This window comes from Streptomyces sp. NPDC059875, from assembly GCF_042731085.1.
In the GTDB taxonomy this organism is placed as follows: domain Bacteria; phylum Actinomycetota; class Actinomycetes; order Streptomycetales; family Streptomycetaceae; genus Streptomyces.
Genome location: NZ_JBHWJZ010000063.1, coordinates 1 through 21,327, shown reverse-complemented (window position 1 = coordinate 21,327; position 21,327 = coordinate 1). Strand labels below are relative to the sequence as shown.

Sequence of the window (21,327 nt, the reverse complement as noted above, 5' to 3'; positions counted from 1 at the left end):
GCGCGCGTACTTCGGTACGCGCGCCGGGGGCCGTCGTGCGTTGAGGGGGCGTTGCACGGGGTGCTTCCGCCGGTCACAGAGTGGTTGAGACCACTTGTCGGGGAGTTGGTCCGGCCCTAACCTCTCGCGTGTTGTGCAGCACGAAACGCCCGTTGCGTATGCTGCAACGCCGATTGGTGGGAGCCCCCGTATGAAGCTTTCTGCCCGTATCGCCGCCCCGGTCACCGCACTTGTGCTCGCCGGCCTCACCGCCACCGCCTGTGCCCCGCAGACCTCCGACGGCAAGGCCGCGACGGACGAGAAAAGCGGCACCCTGCGCGTCTGGCTCTTCCAGGAGGTCGACAACGCGCCCAAGAAGAAGGTCGTCGACGACGCCATAGCCGCCTTCGAGCAGCGGAACAAGGGCGCGAAGGTGGAGGTCGAGTACATCCCCGTCGAGACCCGCGCCCAGCGCATCAAGGCCGCCTTCAACGACCCGAAGTCCGCCCCCGACCTCATCGAGTACGGCAACACCGACACCGCCGGCTACGTGAAGGACGGCGGACTGGCCGACATCAGCGCCGAGTTCGGGGCCTGGGCCGACGCCAAGGACACCGACCCCGCCGCCAAGTCCTCCGTCACCGTGGACGGCAAGATCTACGGCGCCCCGCTCTTCGTCGGCGTACGCGCGCTCTACTACCGCACCGACGTCTTCAAGGACCTCGGCCTCTCCGCGCCCAAGACACAGGACGAGCTCGTCTCCACGGCCAAGAAGATCCACAAGGCCAGGCCGGACCTCTACGGCATCGCCGTCGGAGGCGCGTACACCTACGGCGCGATGCCGTTCATCTGGGCCAACGGCGGCGAACTCGCCACGGAGGAAGGCGCGTCGTACAAGGCCGCCATCAACAGCGAGGCCGCGCGCAAGGGCATCGCCTCCTACACCTCCCTCTTCGGCGACGACAACTGCCCGGCCGCCAAGTGCGCGCAGATGGGCGGCAACGCGACCGTCACCGCCTTCGCCTCCGGCAAGGCCGCGATGGCGATCGGCGGCGACTTCAGCCACGCGGCGGTCGAGGCGGGCACGGTGAAGGGCAAATACGCCGTCGTGCCGCTGCCCGGTGTCACGGCCGGCTCGATCGCTCCGGCCTTCGCGGGCGGCAACAACCTCGGTGTGATGAAGAGCAGTTCGCACCGCACACTCGCCGTCGACCTGCTGAAGTCCCTGGCCGGGAAGGAGACGCAGGGCAAGCTCTTCGACGCGATGGGCTTTCTGCCGACCTACACCGACGTACGGGCGCGGGCGGCGCAGAAGGAGCCCTTCGTGAAGCCCTTCATCGACTCCCTCGGCGCCGGAGCCAAGTTCGTCCCCGCGTCCCCGGGCTGGGGAAAGATCGACTCCTCGCTGGTGCTGCCGACGATGTTCCAGGAGGTCGTCAGCGGCCGGAAGGACGTGAAGGCCGCCGCGGACGACGCCGCCAAGAAGATGGACGAGGCCTTCGCGGCCGCCGCCGGCTGATGGCGATGACGAACCGTACGGAGCAGGGCGGGGCGGCGGCGGGCGGCGCGACGCCGGACGGCGTTAAGTCGGACGGCGCGAAGTCGGGCGGGGCGACGCCGGGCGGGGCGACGCCGGGTGGGACGGCGGCGCGGGAGGCCGTCGCCGTCCCCGGCCGCGTCCCCGGCCCGCGCAAGGGAGGCGACCGCCCGGCGCCCCGCGTCGCCCGCTCCCGGAGCCGGCAGGCCGGATGGACGCCCTGGCTCTACCTCCTGCCCGCGCTCGTCGTCCTCGGCGGGCTCCTCCTCTACCCCATCTACCAGCTCGGGCTCATCTCCTTCCTGGAGTACACCCAGGCCCAGGTCAGCGGCGGCGAGCCGACGTCCTTCCAGGGCTTCGGCAACTACGCCGCCCTCTTCTCCGACCCGCAGTTCTGGCAGGTCCTCCTCGCCACCGTCCTGTTCGCCGCCGCCTGCGTCGTCACCACGCTCGCCGTGGGCTGCGCGCTCGCGGTCCTGCTGACCCGCGTACGGGCCGTGCCGCGCCTCGCGCTCATGCTCGCCGCGCTCGGCGCCTGGGCCACCCCCGCCGTCACCGGCTCCACCGTCTGGGTCTTCCTCTTCGACCCCGACTTCGGTCCGGTCAACCGGCTGTTCGGCCTCGGTGACTTCTCGTGGACGTACGGGCGCTTCAGCGCGTTCGCGCTCGTCCTCTTCGAGGTGGTCTGGTGCTCGTTCCCGTTCGTGATGGTGACGGTGTACGCGGGCATCAAGGCCATCCCGTCGGAGGTCCTGGAGGCCGCGGCGCTCGACGGCGCCTCGCAGTGGCGGATCTGGCGCTCGGTCACGGCGCCGATGCTGCGGCCCATCCTGGTCGTCGTCACGATCCAGTCGATCATCTGGGACTTCAAGGTCTTCACCCAGATCTACGTGATGACGAACGGCGGCGGCATCGCCGGCCAGAACCTCGTCCTCAACGTGTACGCCTACCAGAAGGCGTTCGCCTCGTCCGAGTACAGCCTCGGCTCCGCGATCGGCGTCGTCATGCTGCTGATCCTGCTGGCGGTCACGCTCGTGTACCTCCGACTGCTGCGCCGCCAGGGAGAAGAACTGTGAGCGCATTCCGTATCCGGCGCCCCGGGCGCCTCGCGGCGGAGGCGGCCGCCCTCCTCGTCGCGGCCGTCGTCGCCTTCCCGCTGTACTGGATGGTCCTCTCCGCCCTCAAACCGGCCGGCGAGATCCAGTCGACCAGCCCGCGGCCGTGGACCCTGTCACCGTCCCTCGACTCCTTCCGGCGCGTCTTCGAACAGCAGGAGTTCGGCCGGTACTTCCTGAACTCGCTGATCGTCGCCGGCACGGTCGTCCTCGCTTCCGCGCTGATCGCGTTCCTGGCGGCGACGGCGGTGACCCGCTTCCGGTTCCGCTTCCGGACCACGCTGCTGATCATGTTCCTGGTCGCCCAGATGGTGCCGATCGAGGCGCTGACGATCCCGCTCTTCTTCCTGATGCGGGACTTCGGCCAGCTCAACACGCTGGGCTCGCTGATCCTGCCGCACATCGCCTTCTCGCTCCCGTTCGCGATCTGGATGCTGCGCGGCTTCGTGAAGGCGGTCCCCGAGGCGCTGGAGGAACAGGCCCAGATCGACGGCGCGAGCCGTACCCGCTTCCTGTGGCAGATCCTGTTCCCGCTGGTCTTCCCGGGGCTCGTGGCGACGAGCGTCTTCTCCTTCATCTCGACCTGGAACGACTTCCTCTTCGCGAAGTCCTTCCTCATCAGCGACACCTCGCAGTCCACCCTCCCGATGGCCCTGCTGGTCTTCTTCAAACCGGACGAGAACGACTGGGGAGGCATCATGGCCGGGTCGACCGTGATGACGATCCCGGTGCTCGTCTTCTTCGTACTCGTCCAGCGCCGTCTGGTCTCGGGGCTGGGCGGGGCGGTGAAGGACTGACGGGCACATCCGCTTCCGAAAGGCCGATGCCATGCATGGTGACCACCACGAGCCGCTGATCCCCGCGCCCCGCGCGCTCGATGTCCGGGCGCCGCACGCCGGCTCCTTCTCGCTGGACGAGGACACGACCCTCGACGCGGGTCCCGGTACCGAAGGAGTGGCCCGGTGGCTCCGGTCCGCGCTCGGCGCGGCCACCGGCCTGCCGTTCGCCGCCGGCCGCGGCCCGCGCGGCATCCGGCTGCGCGTCAGTTCCGAGGTCGGGGAGGCGCACGGCCCGGAGGGCTACCGCCTCTCGACCGACGGTTCCGTCGACGACGTCGCCGTCCTCGTCGAGGGCGGCAGCGCCGCCGGGGTGTTCTGGGGCGTCCAGACGCTCCGTCAGCTGCTGGGCCCCGACGCGTACCGGAAGGCGCCGGTCGGCCGGCCCGACCGCGACTGGGACCTCCCCGTGCTCACCGTCGAGGACGGCCCCCGCTTCCCCTGGCGCGGGCTCATGCTCGACGTCTCGCGGCACTTCATGCCCAAGGACGACGTCCTGCGCCAGCTCGACCTCCTGGCCGCCCACAAGCTCAACGTCTTCCACTTCCACCTCACCGACGACCAGGGCTGGCGCATCGAGATCGAGCGCCACCCCCGGCTCACCGAGGTCGGCGCCTGGCGGGCGCGCACGAAGTGGGGGCACCGGGCGTCGCCGCTGTGGAACGAGACCCCGCACGGGGGGTTCTACACGCAGGACGACATCCGCGAGATCGTCGCGTACGCCGCCGAACGGCACATCACCGTCGTCCCCGAGATCGACGTCCCGGGCCACTCGCAGGCCGCCATCGCCGCGTACCCCGAACTGGGCAACGCCGACGTCGTCGACACCGCCTCCCTCACCGTCTGGGACACCTGGGGCGTCAACCCGAACGTCCTCGCCCCCACCGACACCACCCTCCGTTTCTACGAGGGCGTCTTCGAGGAGGTCCTCGACCTCTTCCCGTCCACCTTCGTGCACATCGGCGGCGACGAGTGCCCGAAGGACCAGTGGAAGCAGTCCCCGACGGCCCAGGCCCGCATCAAGGAGCTGGGCCTCGCCGACGAGGACGAGCTGCAGTCCTGGTTCATCCGCCACTTCGACGGCTGGCTCGCCGACCGCGGGCGCCGGCTGATCGGCTGGGACGAGATCCTGGAGGGTGGCCTGGCGCCCGGCGCCGCCGTCTCCTCCTGGCGTGGTTACGCGGGCGGCATCACCGCGGCCGAGGCCGGCCACGACGTCGTCATGTGCCCCGAGCAGCAGGTGTATCTGGACCACCGTCAGGCACCGGGCGAGGACGAGCCGATGCCCATCGGCTACGTACGGACCCTGGAGGACGTCTACCGCTTCGAACCCGTACCGCCGGGCCTGAGCGCGGAGGCCGCCGCGCACATCCTGGGCACCCAGGCCAACGTCTGGACCGAGGTCATGGAGAACCGCGCCCGGGTCGACTACCAGACCTTCCCGCGTCTCGCCGCCTTCGCCGAGGTCGCCTGGTCGGCCCTTCCCGCACCCGCGGAACGGGACTTCGCGGACTTCGAACGCCGGATGACCGCCCACTACCGGGGCCTCGACGCCCTCGGCGTCGCCTACCGGCCGCCGGCCGGCCCGCTGCCGTGGCAGCAGCGTCCCGGAGTGATCGGCAGGCCGATCGAGGGAGCGCCCCCGAACGTGTGAGGTACCTCGCGCACGCCCTTCACCCAAGAGCGGCAAAACGGAAGTTACCGTCCCTGGTGGGATGTCCTGGACGGAACCGTCCTTCGCGGACCCTCGCGTCGGACGGCTCGGAAGATGTGCCAGAGTTGCCACGTCCAGGCTGTGAGCACGTACGGTACGCCCACACAGGCGCGACAGCCGGGGACGAGTCGGGGACCGCCGGGGACACCGGGAAGGGGCAGCGGGTTGACCACGCACGCACCACAGACGGCGCAGTCCGTGACGCTGCCCGCCTCGCTCGACGAGGCCGTGGCGGCGCTCACCGCCATGCCCGCCGCCGTGCCCGTCGCGGGCGGCACCGACCTCATGGCCGCCGTCAACAAGGGCCAGCTCCGGCCCGCCGCGCTCGTCGGCCTCGGCCGGATCAACGAGATCCGCGGCTGGCAGTACCAGGACGGCCACGCGCTCCTCGGCGCCGGCCTCACCCACTCCCGGATGGGCCGCCCCGACTTCGCGGCCCTCATCCCCGCCCTCGCCGCCGCCGCCCGCGCCGCCGGACCGCCCCAGATCCGCAACGCGGGCACGCTCGGCGGGAACATCGTCACCGCGGCCCCCACGGGCGACTCCCTGCCCGTCCTGGCGGCCCTGGAGGCCGACCTGGTCGTGATGGGCCCGCTCGGTACGCGCGAGATCCCCGTCTCCCACCTGCTGGCGGGCCGCGACCTGCTGGCGCCCGGCGAGCTGGTCGCGTTCGTCCGCGTGCCCCTCCTGCACGCCCCCCAGGTCTTCCTCAAGGCCACCGGCCGGACGGGCCCGGCCCGCGCCTCGGCCTCCGTGGCCGTCGTCCTCGACCCGGCCAGACGCGGAGTGCGCTGCGCGGTGGGCGCGATCGCGCCGATGCCGCTGCGCCCGCTGGAGGCGGAGCACTGGATCGCCTCGCTGGTGGACTGGGACGGCGATCGGGGCCTCGCGCCGGAGGCGCTGACGGCCTTCGGCGAGTACGTGGCCGCCGCCTGCATCCCGGACCCGCCGGGGGACGAGCAGCTGCCGCCGGCCGTACTGCACCTGCGGCGCACGGTCGCCGCACTGGCCCGACGGGCACTGGGGAGGGCGCTGTCGTGAGCAACGGACACGATGACCAGGTGAGCGGCTGGGAGCCGATCCCGCAGAGCGAGGGGTACGACGGCGACGCCACGGCCTTCGTGCAGCTGCCGCCCGAGTTCATGCTCGACGGCATCCCGCTGGAGGCCCCGGGCCACGGCTACGTACCGCCGATGATCACCCCGCTGCAGCCGCTCGCCCCGCTCGCACCCCTGACGCCCGAGGCGGCGACGGATCCGGCGGCGACCGGTTCGTGGGTGGTGCAGCTGCCGACGGCGGCGGAGGTGGTGGAGCAGGAGCCCGAGTTCCTGTCGGAGCCGGATCCGCACGCGACGGGCCAGTGGAGCTTCGAGGCGTCGGAGCCGGCGGCTGCACCGGCACCTGAGCCCGCGGCCGAACCGGATCCGGGGGCGACGGGCCAGTGGACGATTCCGGTCGTGTCGGACGGTGCGGACTCGTCGGACGAATCGGGCGAGTTCACGGCGTCGATGCTGGCGCAGTACGCGAGCAGCGCACCGGCGACGCTGCCGGGCGGGGCGCCGGCGCCTTGGGCGGTCGTCCAGGAGCAGGAGCAGGAGCCGGAGTCGGGCCCGGAGTCGGCGCCGGAGTCGGTGGAGACCGCCGGGGAAGCCGCTGCGGTCGCGGTGGACGGGGCTCCTGAGGCCGCTGGGGACTTTGGGGCACCGGACCTGCCGTCCCCCACGGACGGCCCCGAGACGCCCCCGGATGCACCCTCGGACGCGCCCTCCGCACCGCCCACGCCCTCCACGGGCAACAGCGCGGACAGCGACGAGCACCCGCACACCTCGTACGTCCTTCGCGTGAACGGCGCCGACCGCCCCGTCACGGACTCCTGGATCGGCGAGTCGCTGCTCTACGTGCTGCGCGAGCGACTCGGCCTGGCCGGCGCCAAGGACGGCTGCTCGCAGGGCGAGTGCGGCGCGTGCAACGTCCAGGTCGACGGCCGGCTCGTCGCCTCCTGCCTGGTGCCCGCGGCGACGGCCGCCGGGAGCGAGGTGCGGACAGTCGAGGGCCTCGCGACCGACGGCGAACCCTCGGACGTGCAGCGCGCCCTCGCCCGCTGCGGAGCCGTCCAGTGCGGCTTCTGCATCCCGGGCATGGCCATGACCGTCCACGACCTGCTCGAGGGCAATCACGCCCCGACCGAGCTGGAGACGCGCCAGGCGCTCTGCGGCAACCTGTGCCGGTGCTCGGGCTACCGGGGCGTCCTCGACGCCGTCCAGGAGGTCGTCGCCGAGCGCGAGGCGAGCGCGGCGGCGGAGCACGCCGACGAAGCGCGCATCCCGCACCAGATCCCCCACCCGCACGACGGAGGCATGGCGTGAGCAGCGACGCGACCACCGCCACCACCCCCACGGCACCCGACGCCCTGGAACAGGAGCCGGCGGCCCACGGCCTCGGTGCCTCCCTCCCGCAGGCCGACGCGCGTGCCAAGGCCGAGGGCACCTTCCCGTACGCCTCCGACCTGTGGGCCGAGGGCCTGCTCTGGGCCGCGATCCTGCGCTCGCCGCACCCGCACGCCCGGATCGTCTCCATCGACACGACGGCCGCGGCCGACATGCCCGGCGTACGGGCCGTGGTGACCCACGCCGACGTGCCGGGGGAGGCCACGTACGGCAGGACCGTCGCCGACCGTCCCGTCTTCGCCTCCGAACTGGTCCGCCACCACGGCGAGGCCATCGCGGCCGTGGCCGCCGACCACCCGGACACGGCCCGGCTCGCGGCGGCCGCGATCGCCGTCGAGTACGAGGTCCTCGAGCCGGTCACGGACCCGGAGAAGGCCTTCGCGGCCGAGCCGCTGCACCCGGACGGCAACCTGATCCGCCACATCCCGCTGCGCTTCGGCGACGCGGAGGCGGCGGGCGAGGTCGTGGTCGAGGGGCTGTACCGGATCGGCCGACAGGACCCGGCCCCCATCGGCGCGGAGGCCGGCCTCGCCGTGCCGCGACCCGACGGCGGGGTCGAGATCTACACGGCCTCGACCGACCCGCACACGGACCGGGACCTGGCGGCGGCCTGCTTCGGCCTCGCGCCCGACCAGGTCAAGGTGGTCGTCACGGGCGTCCCGGGAGCGACGGGCGACCGTGAGGACCCGGGCTTCCAGATCCCCCTGGGCCTCCTCGCCCTGCGTACCGGCTGCCCGGTCAAACTGGCCGCTACGCGCGAGGAGTCCTTCCTCGGCCACGCCCACCGCCACCCGACGCTGCTGCGCTACCGCCACCACGCGGACGCGGAGGGCCGCTTGGTGAAGGTCGAGGCCCAGATCCTGCTCGACGCCGGCGCCTACGCCGACGCGTCCTCGGAATCCCTCGCCGCAGCCGTGGCCTTCGCCTGCGGCCCGTACGTCGTCCCGCACGCCTTCATCGAGGGCTGGGCGGTCCGTACGAACAACCCACCGTCCGGCCATGTGCGGGGCGAGGGCGCGATGCAGGTGTGCGCGGCGTACGAGGCGCAGATGGACAAGCTGGCGGCGAAGCTGGGCGTGGACCCGGCGGAGCTGCGGCTGCGCAACGTCCTCGCCACCGGGGACATCCTCCCGACCGGCCAGACCGTCACGTGCCCGGCCCCGGTGGCCGAACTGCTGTCTGCCGTAAGGGACTTCCCTCTTCCGCCTCTTCCGCTGGATTCCCCGGAGGAGGACTGGTTGCTCCCGGGCGGCCCGGAGGGCGCCGGCGAGCCGGGCGCGGTGCGGCGGGGCGTCGGCTACGCCCTCGGCATGGTCCACATGCTCGGCGCGGAGGGCGCGGACGAGGTCTCGACGGCGACGGTACGGGTCCAGGACGGCGTGGCGACGGTCATCTGCTCGGCGGTGGACACCGGTTCGGGCTTCTCGACCCTGGCGCGCCAGATCGTCCAGGAGACGCTGGGCCTGGAGGAGGTCCACGTCGCCTCGGTCGACACGGACCAGCCCCCGGCGGGCCCGGCCACGCACGGCCGCCACACGTGGGTGTCGGGCGGAGCGGTGGAGCGCGCCGCGAAAATGGTCCGCACCCAACTTCTCCAGCCCCTGGCCCACAAGTTCGGGATGTCGACGGAGCTGCTGCAGATCACGGACGGCAAGATCACGTCGTACGACGGCGTCCTGTCGACGACGGTGACGGAAGCGATGGACGGCAAGGAACTCTGGGCCACGGCCCAGTGCCGCCCCCACCCCACGGAACCGCTGGACGAGTCGGGCCAGGGCGACGCGTTCGTGGGCCTCGCGTTCTGCGCGATCCGCGCGGTGGTGGACGTGGACATCGAACTCGGCTCGGTCCGCGTGGTGGAGATGGCCGTGGCGCAGGACGTCGGCCGCATCCTCAACCCGGCCCAACTGGCCACCCGCATCGAAGCGGGCGTCACCCAGGGCATCGGCGCGGCCCTCACGGAGAACCTCCGCACGGCCCGCGGCCTGGTCCGCCACCCCGACCTGACGGGCTACGCACTCCCGACATCCTTGGACGCCCCGGACATTCGCATCGTGAAACTCGTCGAGGAACGCGACGTGGTGGCCCCCTTCGGCGCGAAGGCGGCGAGCGCGATCCCGGTGGTCACGGCCCCGGCAGCGGTGGCCTCAGCGGTCCGCGCAGCAACCGGACGCCCCGTCAACCGCCTCCCGATCAGGCCACAGGCGGCTGTGGGGGCGTGACGGTGGGTCTCCTCCACTAGCATCGGCGGTTCTGGGGCAGCAGAACTTGCTGAGGCGAACGTGAGAACGTCGCCATGGAGGGGGAGACCATGCCATTCGACGAGGAATGGGCATCGGCTCGTGGTGCCGAACCGTCGGACGTCAGCACGCGACTCAACCAGGTAGCACCGGAGCGCACCGGCGGCAGCGCCGACCTCAGCGTCCAACAGGACAAGCTGGGCGCGATCGGCAGCGCCGCGTACGCCTTGCACGGTCGCCTGGCCACAGACGGCAACCATGCTCGCACCAGCACCTCGGAGGCGGCCACGGGCCTGTCCGGCAATGGCTTCCGTACTGGCTCCGCGCTGAGCACCGTCCAGGAGACCTGGAGCTCCCAGCTCGGCACCCTGCTCGATGCATGCGCGAACATCTCCAACCACCTGGACTACAGCGCCGCTTCGCATGCCAGGGAAGAAGAAGACATCAGGGCGGCCCTCGCCGCGTCGAAGATCAACGAGTATCTGAAGTAGCGGGGATCTCGACGTGCTGACATTCGACAATGTGATCCACGCGCCGCTCGGCAAGCTGAAGGCGGCGGTCGACCACTGGTCCGCGATGAAGGCCAGGCTCGATCAACTGGCCGAGGACGCCCGTACGACGATGGCCGCGAAGGCCAAGGACGACTACTGGCGCGGCGTGAACGCCGAGGTCACCAAGCCATTTGTGGACAAGACGGCCAAGGAGTTCACGGACGCGGCGAAGGCCGCCGCCGGCCTTCACAAGATCCTCCAGGACGGCTACGAAGCCTTCAAGAAGGCCCAGGACGACCTCAAGAAGATCACCGATACCGAGGCCCAGGCGCAAGGGCTGAGAGTGACACCGGCAGGGGTGGTCGAGGCCAGGGAGCCGGTGGCCCAGATGAACAACGCGGAGCTGCGCCGCGACCCGGACTATCTCGACCTGATTCGCAGGGAGAACGAGGCGATCGGTGCGATGCAGCAGAGGATCGACGCCATCATCGAGACCTGCGACGACGCCGACGTGGCCTGCTCCAACGCGCTGAAGGCCAACATCACTGGAGACAAGCACAACTTCAGCGCACCCAAGTACTCCAGCCTCGACGCCGAGGAGGCTCAACGCGCCCTGGACCTCGCGAGGAGGGGCCGGAACCTCTCGCACGAGGAATTGGAGCGTCTCAACGAACTGCTCGAGGACAACAGCTCGTCGAAGGAGTTCGCCCGTACCTTCTACGACGGCCTCGGGCCCAAGGGAGCACTCGAGTTCTTCGGACAGCTCTCCACAGATACCCATCGCTACGGAAAGCTGGACGAAGAGCGCCTGGCGGATGTCCAGGAGCTGCAGAAGAACCTCGGCCTCAACCTGGCTCAGGCGACGCAAGGGAACGACAAGTGGGCCGAGAACTGGTCCACGGAGCTGCGCAAGCTCGGCACCGAGCGTGTTCCCCTCGCCAAGAACGACTACAACGCACCCTTCGGTTATCAGCTGCTCGGCGGCATCATGCGCCACGGCGACTACAACGCGAAGTTCCTCAACCCGATCGCCGAGCACGTGGCGCAGCTCCACGCCAAGGACCCGCGCATGTTCGAGGCGGCCAAGGGCTTCGGCGGCGTCCGCACCAACCCGTTCAATCCCTCAGGCGTCAACGGCGCCGGCTACGACCCGATGGTGGCGATGCTGGAGGCTCTCGGGCACAGTCCGGCGGCAGCGAAGGAGTTCTTCTCGGCGGATCCCACGGCGTACAAGGAGGACGGGACCCCTGGCGGTGAGGTCAAACTCGGAAGCAACGAGGACGGATCTGCCATCGACAACTACCTCGACTTCTTCGCCCAGGAGAAATACGCGTTCTTCCCTGACGTCAATGGGCACCACCCGGACGAGGTGAAGAACGCTTCGAACTTCCTGCCGGATGCTCTAGGGCACGCACTGGAAGCGGCGACGCTCGGTCATGCCTGGGACGATCCCGCGCCCAAGCTCGTCCGTGACGGGGATACTGCGGGGATCATGCGCGACGTCGTCACGATCTATGGCGACGCCGAGTTCCTGAAGAAGCATCATTCCGCCCTGGCCGACAGCCTTGGGGCCATGGGCGCGGGATACATCGATGACCTCAACTGGTCCCTCGCCGAAGGTGTTGGACGTGACGTCTACGGGCCGAAGAGCACGGAGATGGACGTGAGGTCGGCCCATGCGGACTTCGGTCAGCACGAAGCGACCAAATTCCTCACCGCGCTGGGACAACATCCCGATGCCTATGCGACGGTATCCGCCGCCGAGCGCGTCTACGTCACGAGCATGCTGGAGGCAGAGCTCGAGAAGGATGGCCAGATCAGTGAAGGACGAGGGAAAGCCACCGTCTACACAGGGGCCATGTTGCAGGGACTGCTGGACCAGGCGCGAGGTGACCAGATCGAGGCCGAGGGGCTGAAGGTCCAGGAGGACTACGAGAAGGCAGAGGAGGCAAGGGGGGCCTGGATCGAATTCGGCACAACCGCCGCCATCGCTGCCGGTGTCGCATTCCTCCCGGCAACCGTTGTAGCCGCAGGCGCGGCAGCCGTCGTCGTGCCGCTCGCCGTGGAGACGGGCAGCGGGGCCATGGAGACGCTTGCCGGCCAGGTGATTGGCGATTGGTCGGACAAGTCCGTCGAAGACCACAAGGGCAGTGTCGAGGACCGGATCCGAGACGATCAGACGTCGCACTACACCGAGGGGAAGACGAGCGCCGATGCGCCGTTGAAGCGGTTCCTCATGTACCACGGCAGTCTGGTGAACGACGATCTCGAGCAGACTCTCACTGAGTCCCGAAACAGCGGATATGTCTATGGGAGCACGTTCGGTAGGCAGCGGGGAAATTCTCCGCAGCCGGATGAACCGGGCGATGAGTGAGGGCGGCATGAAGCGCACCGTCAAGCCCGCGAGCACCGTTCTGGCCGCCTGCCTTCTTCTCGCTGCTTGCGGGGGCGAGAAGCGAAATCCGAGGGTGACCGCTGAGCAGCAATGCGACGGGACCGTGTCTTCCGCTGCGGCACCTGAACTGCGAAAAGTCCTGGATACAGAGAAGTTCAGCGATGCCCCCGATGGCTGGCTCTCCCGAGCAACCAGGCAGGTGAAGGACGACTACAACGCCGGCGAGAAGTGGAGCCGGAAGTCGGTCAGGTGCAAGGTTGCTTCGGACCCGCTGTCGAAGAGTCTGACGATCGAACTCGATCTCTACACGGAGGGGAGGCTCTTGGGGAGTGCAAGCACATCCTTCATGTATCCGTACGAGATGGGTGTGGAGGCGCATGGCGGTTACCGGAGGGCTTACGTCTTCACCGAGTGCGTGAGTCCCCAGCTCAAGGGGTCGTCGAAGTCCGATCCTGCGCGCATTCAAGGGATCCTGGACGTCCGGAGATCGACGACTCCGGACACTGCCGCCATGCGTGAGGCGAACCTGATCGTGCTTCATTCTGTGCTGCTGGCCGCGGTCAAGGAGCTCGAGTGCGAGAACAACGCGGGACTTCCTGAGAGGCCCATGATCAAGGCGAAGAAGCCGCTGGTCGTGTGGCCGACGGCTCCACCGGAGTGATGGCCTCGGCGCAGCTCTTGGAGGGACGGGCTGCCGGGACGCTTGCTCTCGGCGGTCCGCCCGGGCTCCTGGGTACGGGGAGTCCGTGAGCATTCCGGGGCCTTTGTCTCCCGAGGGTCGCGGAGTCCGTTCGCACCATGAAACGCGTCACATGCCTGGGCCGTCCGGGCGCGGTCTTCCACGACCGGACGATTCCGGCCATCCGGGGCCTGCCCGTACGGCTCTTGGCCCGGCCGGCCCGTAGTCGCCGTGCCCAATTCGTAACCACGGGATGTGCGTTGCGCGTGCAACCCAGAGGTGCGCGTTGTCAGTCCTCCTCGGTACAGTGAACTCCTTGACTTGTTGAACGGGGAGGCGTCGATGGCGGAGGCGGTGGACGGCGGCGGGGGCGCGATCGGCGCGCTCTCGTCGATGTCGATGTTCGGTGGGGTCGTGGGGGCGGCTGCGGCCGCGGCCAGTCTGGCCGTCGAAGTAAGCGAGTTGGCCAATCTCAAGAGCCGCGTGGACCAGCTGCTGAAGGACTTCCAGGAGTCCCACGCGGGCCCGGGGAAGATCGGCGCCGACTGGCTGGACAAGGGCGCTCTGGCGGGTCCGGGGTTCATGGAGGCCGAGTACCTCTTCTCCTCCTACGACGTCGTGCGTGAGGAGCTGCTCAAGTTCTCCAAGGTCCTCGGACTTCAGATGGAGAGCATGAAGATCGCGATCGATTTCTCGAAGACCGGGTACGAGAACATCGACGACGACATCCGTGCGCGTATGAAGTCGCTCAACACGCAGATCACGGACCTGCAGAAGCGCGAAGCCGACGACCCCGCGAACTCGCACACGATGGGCGGGACGTCGCAGGCGCACGTCCCGCAGACGAGTGCGCCGGCGGACGGCGGCGACAACGGCTCGCAGGGTGGCCTGTAGTGAAGTACTGGACGGAAACGGGGGAAGAGTCTCATGGGTGACACGCCCAAGACACCGCAGGCGGAATCGACGCCGCTCGACGGGCTGACGAACGAGCAGCTGCTGGCCATGCTCACTCCCATCCAGAAGGAGCGGGCCGAGGCGCTGTCGATCAAGCTCGGAACCGCGGCGACGGAGATCACGAAGATCGCCGAGTACCTCCGCGCCCGCGCTTCTGGCGGCCTGAACTGGAAGGGCGCGGCATCCGACTCCTTCGTCGAGTGGACGGCCGCCACGGCGAGCGCGACGTTCTACCTGGCGCAGTACACCGAGCTGGCCAGTAAGTGCCTTGCCGAGTCGGCCCAGGCCATGGTCGAGGCGAAGAGCGGCGTGGACGGGCTCGCCAAGACGAGCGCGGACGCGAAGACCGCCTACGCGAACGCCGAGCGCAACCGGTACGCGGCCCAGCACGACCCTGGCGCGGGCAAGACCGAGGTGAAGACGTACTCCGACAGCATGAACGCAGCAGCCACGGCGCGCGAGAGGGCGCGCATCGAGGCGATGATGAAGCTGCGGTCGCTGGGGCAGACGTACACCCACAACGGCCAGCGGGTGAACAGCGCGCCGAGGCCGGAGTTTCCGGCGCCGGCGGGGTACTTGGGCGAGGAATGGCGAGCCAAGGACGGCGCCGTGACCGCCTCGGGTAACTCTTCCAGTCAAAGGGTTTCTTCGACCACCGGCAGCTATGAGACCGGTGGGCGCGCCAAGTCAACAGGCAGCAGCGACGGGTCCGTCGTAGGAGACACCGACGGCGGCACGGTTCGCCCCAGTGACCCGACGAGGCCCGGCACGGTCGTCCCCGATCGCAATGTGGACATGGAGATCGACGGCGGTCTGAAGCTTCCCGACGCCCCGACCATTCCCTCGGGGCCTCCTGGCACCACGACGCCGCACCGGCCGGACGCCCCCATCACGTATCCCGACGGCAGGACCATGGTTCCGCCTCCCCTCACCGGCGGCTCGGGCAACCCGTATCCGCCGGGTGGGGGCGGCAAGGTCGCACCGACCACGCGAGGCCTGCCGGGCCCTGGGACCGTCGGTCCCACGAACCCCACCTCCCGTATGCCGCGGGACGGCATCTCCGGTGGCCGACAGGTGCCGCAGAACGGACGTCCGCAGACCGGGCTTCCACGGAGCACGGTGATCGGTCAGGAGAACACCCACGGCCGCGGTCCCATGGGCACCGGTCCGCAGATGGGCCACGGCCCTGGACAGGGCAACGGCTACCCGGGCGGGCGTCGACTGGCGACGGAGACGGGCGGCGTGGTCGGTGGCCGGGCTCAGCAGTCGGGCCAGGCAAGTGCGCGTCCCTTCACTCCGGGCGGCTCCGGCCTCGTCCGGGGTGCCCAGTCGGGTACAGGTGCGGGTGCGGCTCAGGGACGTGGGGTTGGAGCGCCGCTCCACGGTGCGGGCGCCCGGACCGGAGACTCTCGTTCCGACGAGAGGAACGGCGAGCGCCCCGACTACCTGACCGAGGATGAGGAGACGTGGCAGCAGGGAGCCCGTCGCATCGTCCCCCCGGTCGTCGACTGATCTCGTAGAAACGGACACGGAGAAATAGATGCGGACCAGCAGCGGACGGGCCATCGGTTCCGGTTCCCTCGTGGCGACAACCATGGCCCTGACGCTGCTGGGTATCGGCGCGACGCCGGCTCATGCGGAGACCGCGCGCGCACAGCAATGGCACCTCGATGCCATGAAGGCCGACGAACTCTGGAAGGTCAGCAAGGGCGACGGCGTGACCGTCGCGGTGATCGACTCCGGCGTGGATGACACCCTCGCCGACCTTCGTGGCCGGGTCCTGCCCGGCAAGGACTACTCAGGGCTGACCGGAGACGAGAACAGCGACGTCGGCAAGCACGGTACGGGCATGGCCGCTCTGATCGCCGCTACGGGGGCTCGGGGCTCGGTCTACGGCTCGTTCGGGTTGGCGCCGAAGGCGAAGGTTCTGCCTATTCGCGTTCCCTACAATCAGGAGCGCTTGCAGCGGGAGAACCGGGTCGAGGAGACCTACTCGCAGAGCATGGCGAAGGCCATTCGATTTGCGGCTGAGTCCGACGCGAAGATCATCAACATCTCTGTGGGTAGTCCTGTGACCCCTGGCGCCGAACTTGCCGATGCAGTTCGGTATGCCTTGTCGAAGAACAAGCTCGTCTTTGCTGCCGTGGGTAACACCGCTGACGAGGGGAACCCGGTCGAGTACCCGGCCGCCACTCCCGGTGTCGTGGGCGTTGCCGGCATGAACCGCAAGGCGGCTTGGTGGCCGAAGTCGCAGACCGGCCCGCAGGTGGACCTTGCCGCACCGGCCGAGGGCATCGTGAAGGCATGTGTCAGCTCCACGCAGCTCTGCAAAGGCGACGGCACCAGCAACGCCTCCGCCCTCGCCTCCGCCTCCGCCGCCCTCATCTGGTCCAAGCACCCTGACTGGACCAACAACCAGGTCCTCCGCGTCATGCTCAACACCGCGGGCAAGCCCACGAACGGCGAGAAGCGCAGCGACTACATCGGGTACGGAGGCGTCCGGCCCCGAATCGCCCTGACCAGCCCCGGCGATCCCGGTCCCGCCGACGTATACCCGCTGCCCGACCTCGCCGCCGCCGAGAACGCCGCCTCCCCGTCCGCGAGCGCCTCGTCCGCGCCGTCGGCCGCGCCCAGCGAGAAGCCGGCCACGGCCGCCCCCGCGCCCGCCGCGTCGGACAGTGACAGCAACTCCGGCCTGTGGATCGCCCTGGGGGTCGGCGCGGCCGTCCTGATCGGTGGGGCCGTTGCCGCCGTCGTCGTACGGTCCCGGCGCCGGAGCGCGACGCCTCCGCCCCCGGCCATGCCCCCCGCCGCGCCGCCGTACGCGCCCTACGGCCCCCCGCAGCAGCAGCCCAACCCGTACCAGCAGCAGAACACCCAGTACGGCCCGCCTCCCGGTCCCGGGCAGCCCGGCTGACGCGGATGTAGCGCCTGCACCGCCAGGCTGACGAAGCGACAGATGACAGGCGGGGCAGTTCACGGGCTGGCTGACCTGGCATCGGAGCCTGGTCCTGTCGGTCCATCGGTGGTCGACGCAACGGCGGTCCAGCGGCAATCCGTCCGTGAGCAGAAATGGCATCCGGATGCCAAGCGCGGGAAGGTGACCTGATGGCGGTGTTCGGTCGGCGTACCGTGGTCGTGTTGACGTTCCTGTCCCTATCGGCAACGGCTTGTTCCTCCGGCGGCGACGAAGGCGGGGGCAAGGGGGTGGTGGCGTCGGAGGTCTGCGGCGGATTCGCGAAGGGGGCGCCCTCGGAAGCTGCCCTCGAGGCCGTCATGGGCGCTGAGCGCTTCACCGGCGATCTGTCGGAACCGGAGAAGGCCCTCGACGCTCTGCGCGAGGCCGCCCTCATCGACCAGAGCTCGAAGACGGGTAAGCCTCGTATGCAAGGCGTTCCCTTCTGCTGGCTGCTGTCGGCAGAGGACGGGAAGCGTGCCCTTCGTGTCGCGCTTCGCGAGGAATCGGGTGTTCCTGAGCGAGATGCCCGATTCGGCGAATCCGTCACATACTTTGCAACCGGGGGGAGGGCCTACGCGTCCGACAGTACCGCCTCGGTGTTCTTCGCCTGCCGTATGAAGGCCCCTGCTCACGAGATCGTCATCGCGACGAAGCTGGAAGGCCCGGACGGAAGCGGGAACCCGCAGAAGGGTGCCCGGGCCCACTTGATCACGATCGCGAACGCAGCCGCGCGCCATGCCGCCGCCGACTTGGGCTGCCAGGACCCTCGGCTGGCGGAGGGCGTGCCAGTCAAATCGTAGGCCTGTCCAGAGATTGGCCGAGCCCTCCGTCCGTCCGCTGTCGTGCGAGTGGTGCCCGGAACCGGCCGAGGCGCGGATTACGGGCGTACTGGAAGGTCTCGGCCGAAGTTCGGCCATGCTGCGGAGGTCGAGGGTATGGAGATTCCGCATTGCACTTGTGTACGACAGGGGATCACCCGGTAGCGTTACCCCTCGCGCGCGATATTGACGCACAGGTTTCCGGACAGCGGGGGAGAGTTCATGGCCGGTGAGACGCAACCGCAAAGCCTGCAGCAACTGCTGCAGTTCGAGGACGGCGGTTCCTCGGGTGAGCAGGGGATGAACCTTGCCGGGCTCGCTCCCGAGCCCGGTGGGGGAGGCGGTGCCGGTGGTGGGGCGGCCGACCTGAAGCAGGCCGAGGGGCCGTGGACGCATGCCGCGAGTGCCGTCGTGACGCTGCAGTCGGACACCGACGCCGGGCTGACCCGGCTGGGGACCTCGCACGAGGGCGTGCAGGAGCGTACGGAGGGGCTGGAGGCCACTGCGGCGCTCAGCGCCGTGCTCTTCTCCTGGCAGGAGCGCCTGAAGACCGTTCGGGACGAGGCCAGGGACCTGGAGGCGCCGCTGAAGCAGGTCGCCGTGGACCACGGTGAGTTCGAGGCCCAGCAGCTGTCGAAGTACGCGCAGATCGCACCCAAGCCCGACAAGGGCTCCGGCGAGCAGGGTGGTCGGTGACCGCGATGATCTCGATGCAGGAACTCAAGGACCTCAAGCTCACCGAGCTCACCGAAGCCGGCCAGGGATGGGGTGACGTCAGCAAGCGGGCGTACGAGTCCCGTCGGCAGATCGACAACAATGTGGTGCCCAAGCTGACCGACGTCACCAAGGGCATGTCCACCCTCGCCGCCGCGGCCCGGCTGGGCCGACTGAGCCGCAACTACCAGTACATCCACACCGAGTGCGGTCTGCTGCAGTTCTCGCTCAACGGTCTCGCCCAGGAAATGGCCGCTCCCCAGCGGAAGTTGCTCAACGCGCTGGAGGACGCCGCGCACCTCGGGTTCACGGTGCACCCCGACGGTTCGGTCAGTTACCCCGCCGCCGGCCCGGAGGTCGCCGGCCAGAAGCCGCAGGGTGACACGGTCAAGGGCTCGAGCGGGTTCTTCTCCGGAGCGCTGGCGGACGCCGCCGCCATGGTCAACCTCAATCCGAACGCCGCCAAGGCCCAGGACATCGCCGACACGATCGGCGACGCGCTCGCCGAGGCCCGGAGGATCGACGGGGAGTACGCCAACGCCATACGCAAGCTCAAGGCGGAGCAGGGCCTCGACGTCACCGAGAACACCTGGGCCGACGTCCAGAAGGACTCGCAGGCGGTGCACGGCGCGGCGGACGACGTCTTCAAGGACGACATCCCCACGGGCGGCACCCCGGCCGACCGCAAGGACTGGTGGGACGGCCTCAGCGAGGAGGACCGGATCGCGTACATGGCTGCCTATCCGGACACCATCGGCAACCTGGACGGGATCCCGGCGCTGGCGCGCGACGAGGCGAACCGCACCTACATGCCCCAGCTGATGGGGAAGCTCGCCGATCAGGGCGACGAGGCGTCGATGACCAAGCTCGCCGGTCTGCGGGGCATCCAGGACAAGCTGAACACGGCGGCACCCGAGCCGCCCATGCTCCTGCTCGGCATCGGGGACCAGGGCAACGGGCGTGCCATCGTCGCGTACGGCAACCCGGACATCTCCAAGAATGTCTCCGCCTACGTGCCGGGCCTCGGTACGAAGCTCGACGCGGAGTTCGCGGGTGGCACGGTGAAGCGTGCCTACGACACCGCGACGGGTGCTCAGAAGATCGATCCCTCCAGCGCCTCCATCGTCTGGCTGGGCTACGACGCCCCGCAGGACATCGACGTCATGACGAAGGACGACGCCCAGCGGGGTGCTCCCGCGTACAACTCCTTCATGGCCGGCATCTCGGCCACGAACCAGTTCGGCTCGGACGCCCACGTCACGGCGATCGGCCACTCCTACGGATCTCTCACCGTCGGCCAGGCCACGCAGCAGCCCGGAGGCATCCCCGGCGCGGACGACATCATCCTGGTGGGCAGCCCCGGTGTTGGCGTGGACCGGGCCGAGGATCTCGGTGTCGGCAAGCAGCACGTGTACGTCGGTGCGGCTGACAACGACATCGTGACCAAGCTTCCCTCGGAGGGTTCGGTCCGGGGGGGCTTCATCGGAGCGGGCGCCGGCTCCGCCTTCGGGCCGGGCGGAATGTTGCTCGGTGCAGCCATCGGCGCAGACATCGGCGACCAGGGCGACGACGACGTGTGGTTCGGCAAGGACCCGTCGAGTGAGGCGTTCGGCGCCAACCGGTTCCGGACCGAGGACGGCCCGAACGCGGTCACGGGGCTCACGCTCGACGCCCACTCGAACTACTTCACACCTGAGAAGGACCAGATCTCGGCCGACAACATCGCCGCGATCGTTGCGGGTGAGCCTGGGAAGATGATTCCGGAGGCACGACGATGAAGATGCTGAGACTGCTGACCGTGACGGGCCTTGCGGTCCTACTCGCGGGCTGCGGACCCACGGGCGGTGAACAGGGGCGTACGGGCGAAACCGGTCAGACGAAGGTGCCGAAGATGAACATGCAGCAAGCCGCTGATCGTGCGGACGAGATCCTCGACGAGACGTTCACGGCGATCGTTCCCCCCGTGCAGTGGACGCATCGGGAGACCATGGCCGGCAAGTGCTCGACCGACCGTTCGCGCACGGTGATGACCATCATCTCCGAGGAGCGCCGGAGCGCCTTCCTCGGTGTGGTCGACCGGCACTGGAAGAGCAAGGGCTTCACGTTCCGTGCCGCGAGCCAGGACAAGCTGGCGGCGTACTACGTGACCCCCGACGGGTTCCAGCTCAGTGTGCTCATCGGCTGGAAGGGGCAGGCCCACTTCGAGGTGACCACGCCCTGCGTGGAGGTCTCGGACGTGGCGCCGCCGACGTCCAAGCCGAACGGCCCCGACTACAGCAAGATGCCGCCCACCGCGCCGAACGTGACCTCCGACTTCTGGTCCGCGAAGGCGCCCGTGTCCTCGAAGTCGGGATCCTGACGGAGGGATCGGCGTGAGCGGGCGCGGGGGGGGGGGGGGGCCCCCCCCCCCCCCCCCCCCACCCCCCCAACCCCCCACCCCCCCCCCCCC

Annotated in this window: 17 protein-coding genes; all 17 read left to right on the top strand. The window is 69.6% G+C overall.

The features are described 5' to 3' along the window. The first annotated feature begins 190 nt into the window (after positions 1–190). The 17 genes from ACFV9D_RS37765 to ACFV9D_RS37685 all read left to right on the top strand — a co-directional run bounded on the left by ACFV9D_RS37765 (position 191) and on the right by ACFV9D_RS37685 (position 21,237). Positions 191–1,498, top strand: coding sequence for an extracellular solute-binding protein (locus ACFV9D_RS37765; protein ID WP_385157243.1), 1,308 nt, complete (start codon positions 191–193; stop codon positions 1,496–1,498). Positions 1,499–1,503: 5 nt separating this feature from the next. After that, positions 1,504–2,592 carry a carbohydrate ABC transporter permease gene (locus tag ACFV9D_RS37760; protein ID WP_385157240.1) on the top strand — a complete coding sequence of 363 codons (1,089 nt, stop codon included), beginning with the start codon at positions 1,504–1,506 and terminating at the stop codon, positions 2,590–2,592. Continuing rightward, entirely contained in the window at positions 2,589–3,428 is an 840-nt protein-coding gene (locus ACFV9D_RS37755) for a carbohydrate ABC transporter permease (protein ID WP_385157237.1), read from the top strand. Before ACFV9D_RS37760 ends, ACFV9D_RS37755 begins: the two co-directional genes overlap by 4 nt. 31 nt (positions 3,429–3,459) lie before the next feature. Further along, on the top strand, positions 3,460–5,121 hold the full coding sequence (locus ACFV9D_RS37750; protein ID WP_385157234.1) for a beta-N-acetylhexosaminidase: 1,662 nt from the start codon (positions 3,460–3,462) through the stop codon (positions 5,119–5,121). Between the two features lie 225 nt (positions 5,122–5,346). Next, a complete protein-coding gene (locus ACFV9D_RS37745) occupies positions 5,347–6,222 on the top strand; it encodes an FAD binding domain-containing protein (RefSeq protein ID WP_385157231.1) in 876 nt (291 codons plus the stop codon). Beyond that, positions 6,219–7,547, top strand: coding sequence for a 2Fe-2S iron-sulfur cluster-binding protein (locus tag ACFV9D_RS37740; protein WP_385157228.1), 1,329 nt, complete (start codon positions 6,219–6,221; stop codon positions 7,545–7,547). The genes ACFV9D_RS37745 and ACFV9D_RS37740 overlap by 4 nt, the downstream gene beginning before the upstream one ends. After that, positions 7,544–9,850 carry a xanthine dehydrogenase family protein molybdopterin-binding subunit gene (locus ACFV9D_RS37735; RefSeq protein ID WP_385157225.1) on the top strand — a complete coding sequence of 769 codons (2,307 nt, stop codon included), beginning with the start codon at positions 7,544–7,546 and terminating at the stop codon, positions 9,848–9,850. The genes ACFV9D_RS37740 and ACFV9D_RS37735 overlap by 4 nt, the downstream gene beginning before the upstream one ends. 89 nt (positions 9,851–9,939) lie before the next feature. Then, positions 9,940–10,359, top strand: coding sequence for a hypothetical protein (locus ACFV9D_RS37730; protein WP_385157222.1), 420 nt, complete (start codon positions 9,940–9,942; stop codon positions 10,357–10,359). 13 nt (positions 10,360–10,372) lie between these two features. After that, complete coding sequence (locus tag ACFV9D_RS37725; protein WP_385157219.1) at positions 10,373–12,733, top strand: hypothetical protein; 2,361 nt, start codon at positions 10,373–10,375, stop codon at positions 12,731–12,733. Between the two features lie 7 nt (positions 12,734–12,740). After that, complete coding sequence (locus ACFV9D_RS37720) at positions 12,741–13,415, top strand: hypothetical protein (RefSeq protein WP_385157216.1); 675 nt, start codon at positions 12,741–12,743, stop codon at positions 13,413–13,415. Between the two features lie 360 nt (positions 13,416–13,775). After that, positions 13,776–14,327 carry a hypothetical protein gene (locus ACFV9D_RS37715; RefSeq protein WP_385157213.1) on the top strand — a complete coding sequence of 184 codons (552 nt, stop codon included), beginning with the start codon at positions 13,776–13,778 and terminating at the stop codon, positions 14,325–14,327. Between the two features lie 33 nt (positions 14,328–14,360). Next, positions 14,361–15,899, top strand: coding sequence for a hypothetical protein (locus tag ACFV9D_RS37710; protein WP_385157211.1), 1,539 nt, complete (start codon positions 14,361–14,363; stop codon positions 15,897–15,899). Between the two features lie 28 nt (positions 15,900–15,927). Beyond that, complete coding sequence (gene mycP, locus ACFV9D_RS37705) at positions 15,928–17,304, top strand: type VII secretion-associated serine protease mycosin (protein ID WP_385157208.1); 1,377 nt, start codon at positions 15,928–15,930, stop codon at positions 17,302–17,304. A gap of 191 nt (positions 17,305–17,495) precedes the next feature. Then, positions 17,496–18,146 (top strand): hypothetical protein, encoded by a 651-nt coding sequence (locus ACFV9D_RS37700; protein ID WP_385157205.1) that lies wholly within the window; start codon positions 17,496–17,498, stop codon positions 18,144–18,146. A 240-nt stretch (positions 18,147–18,386) separates the two neighbouring features. Next, positions 18,387–18,860 carry a hypothetical protein gene (locus ACFV9D_RS37695; protein ID WP_385157202.1) on the top strand — a complete coding sequence of 158 codons (474 nt, stop codon included), beginning with the start codon at positions 18,387–18,389 and terminating at the stop codon, positions 18,858–18,860. Between the two features lie 5 nt (positions 18,861–18,865). Continuing rightward, the gene (locus ACFV9D_RS37690) at positions 18,866–20,656 is read left to right on the top strand and encodes an alpha/beta hydrolase (RefSeq protein ID WP_385157246.1); all 1,791 of its coding nucleotides are present in this window, start codon (positions 18,866–18,868) and stop codon (positions 20,654–20,656) included. 113 nt (positions 20,657–20,769) lie between these two features. After that, on the top strand, positions 20,770–21,237 hold the full coding sequence (locus tag ACFV9D_RS37685) for a hypothetical protein (protein WP_385157199.1): 468 nt from the start codon (positions 20,770–20,772) through the stop codon (positions 21,235–21,237). Positions 21,238–21,327 lie beyond the last annotated feature (90 nt).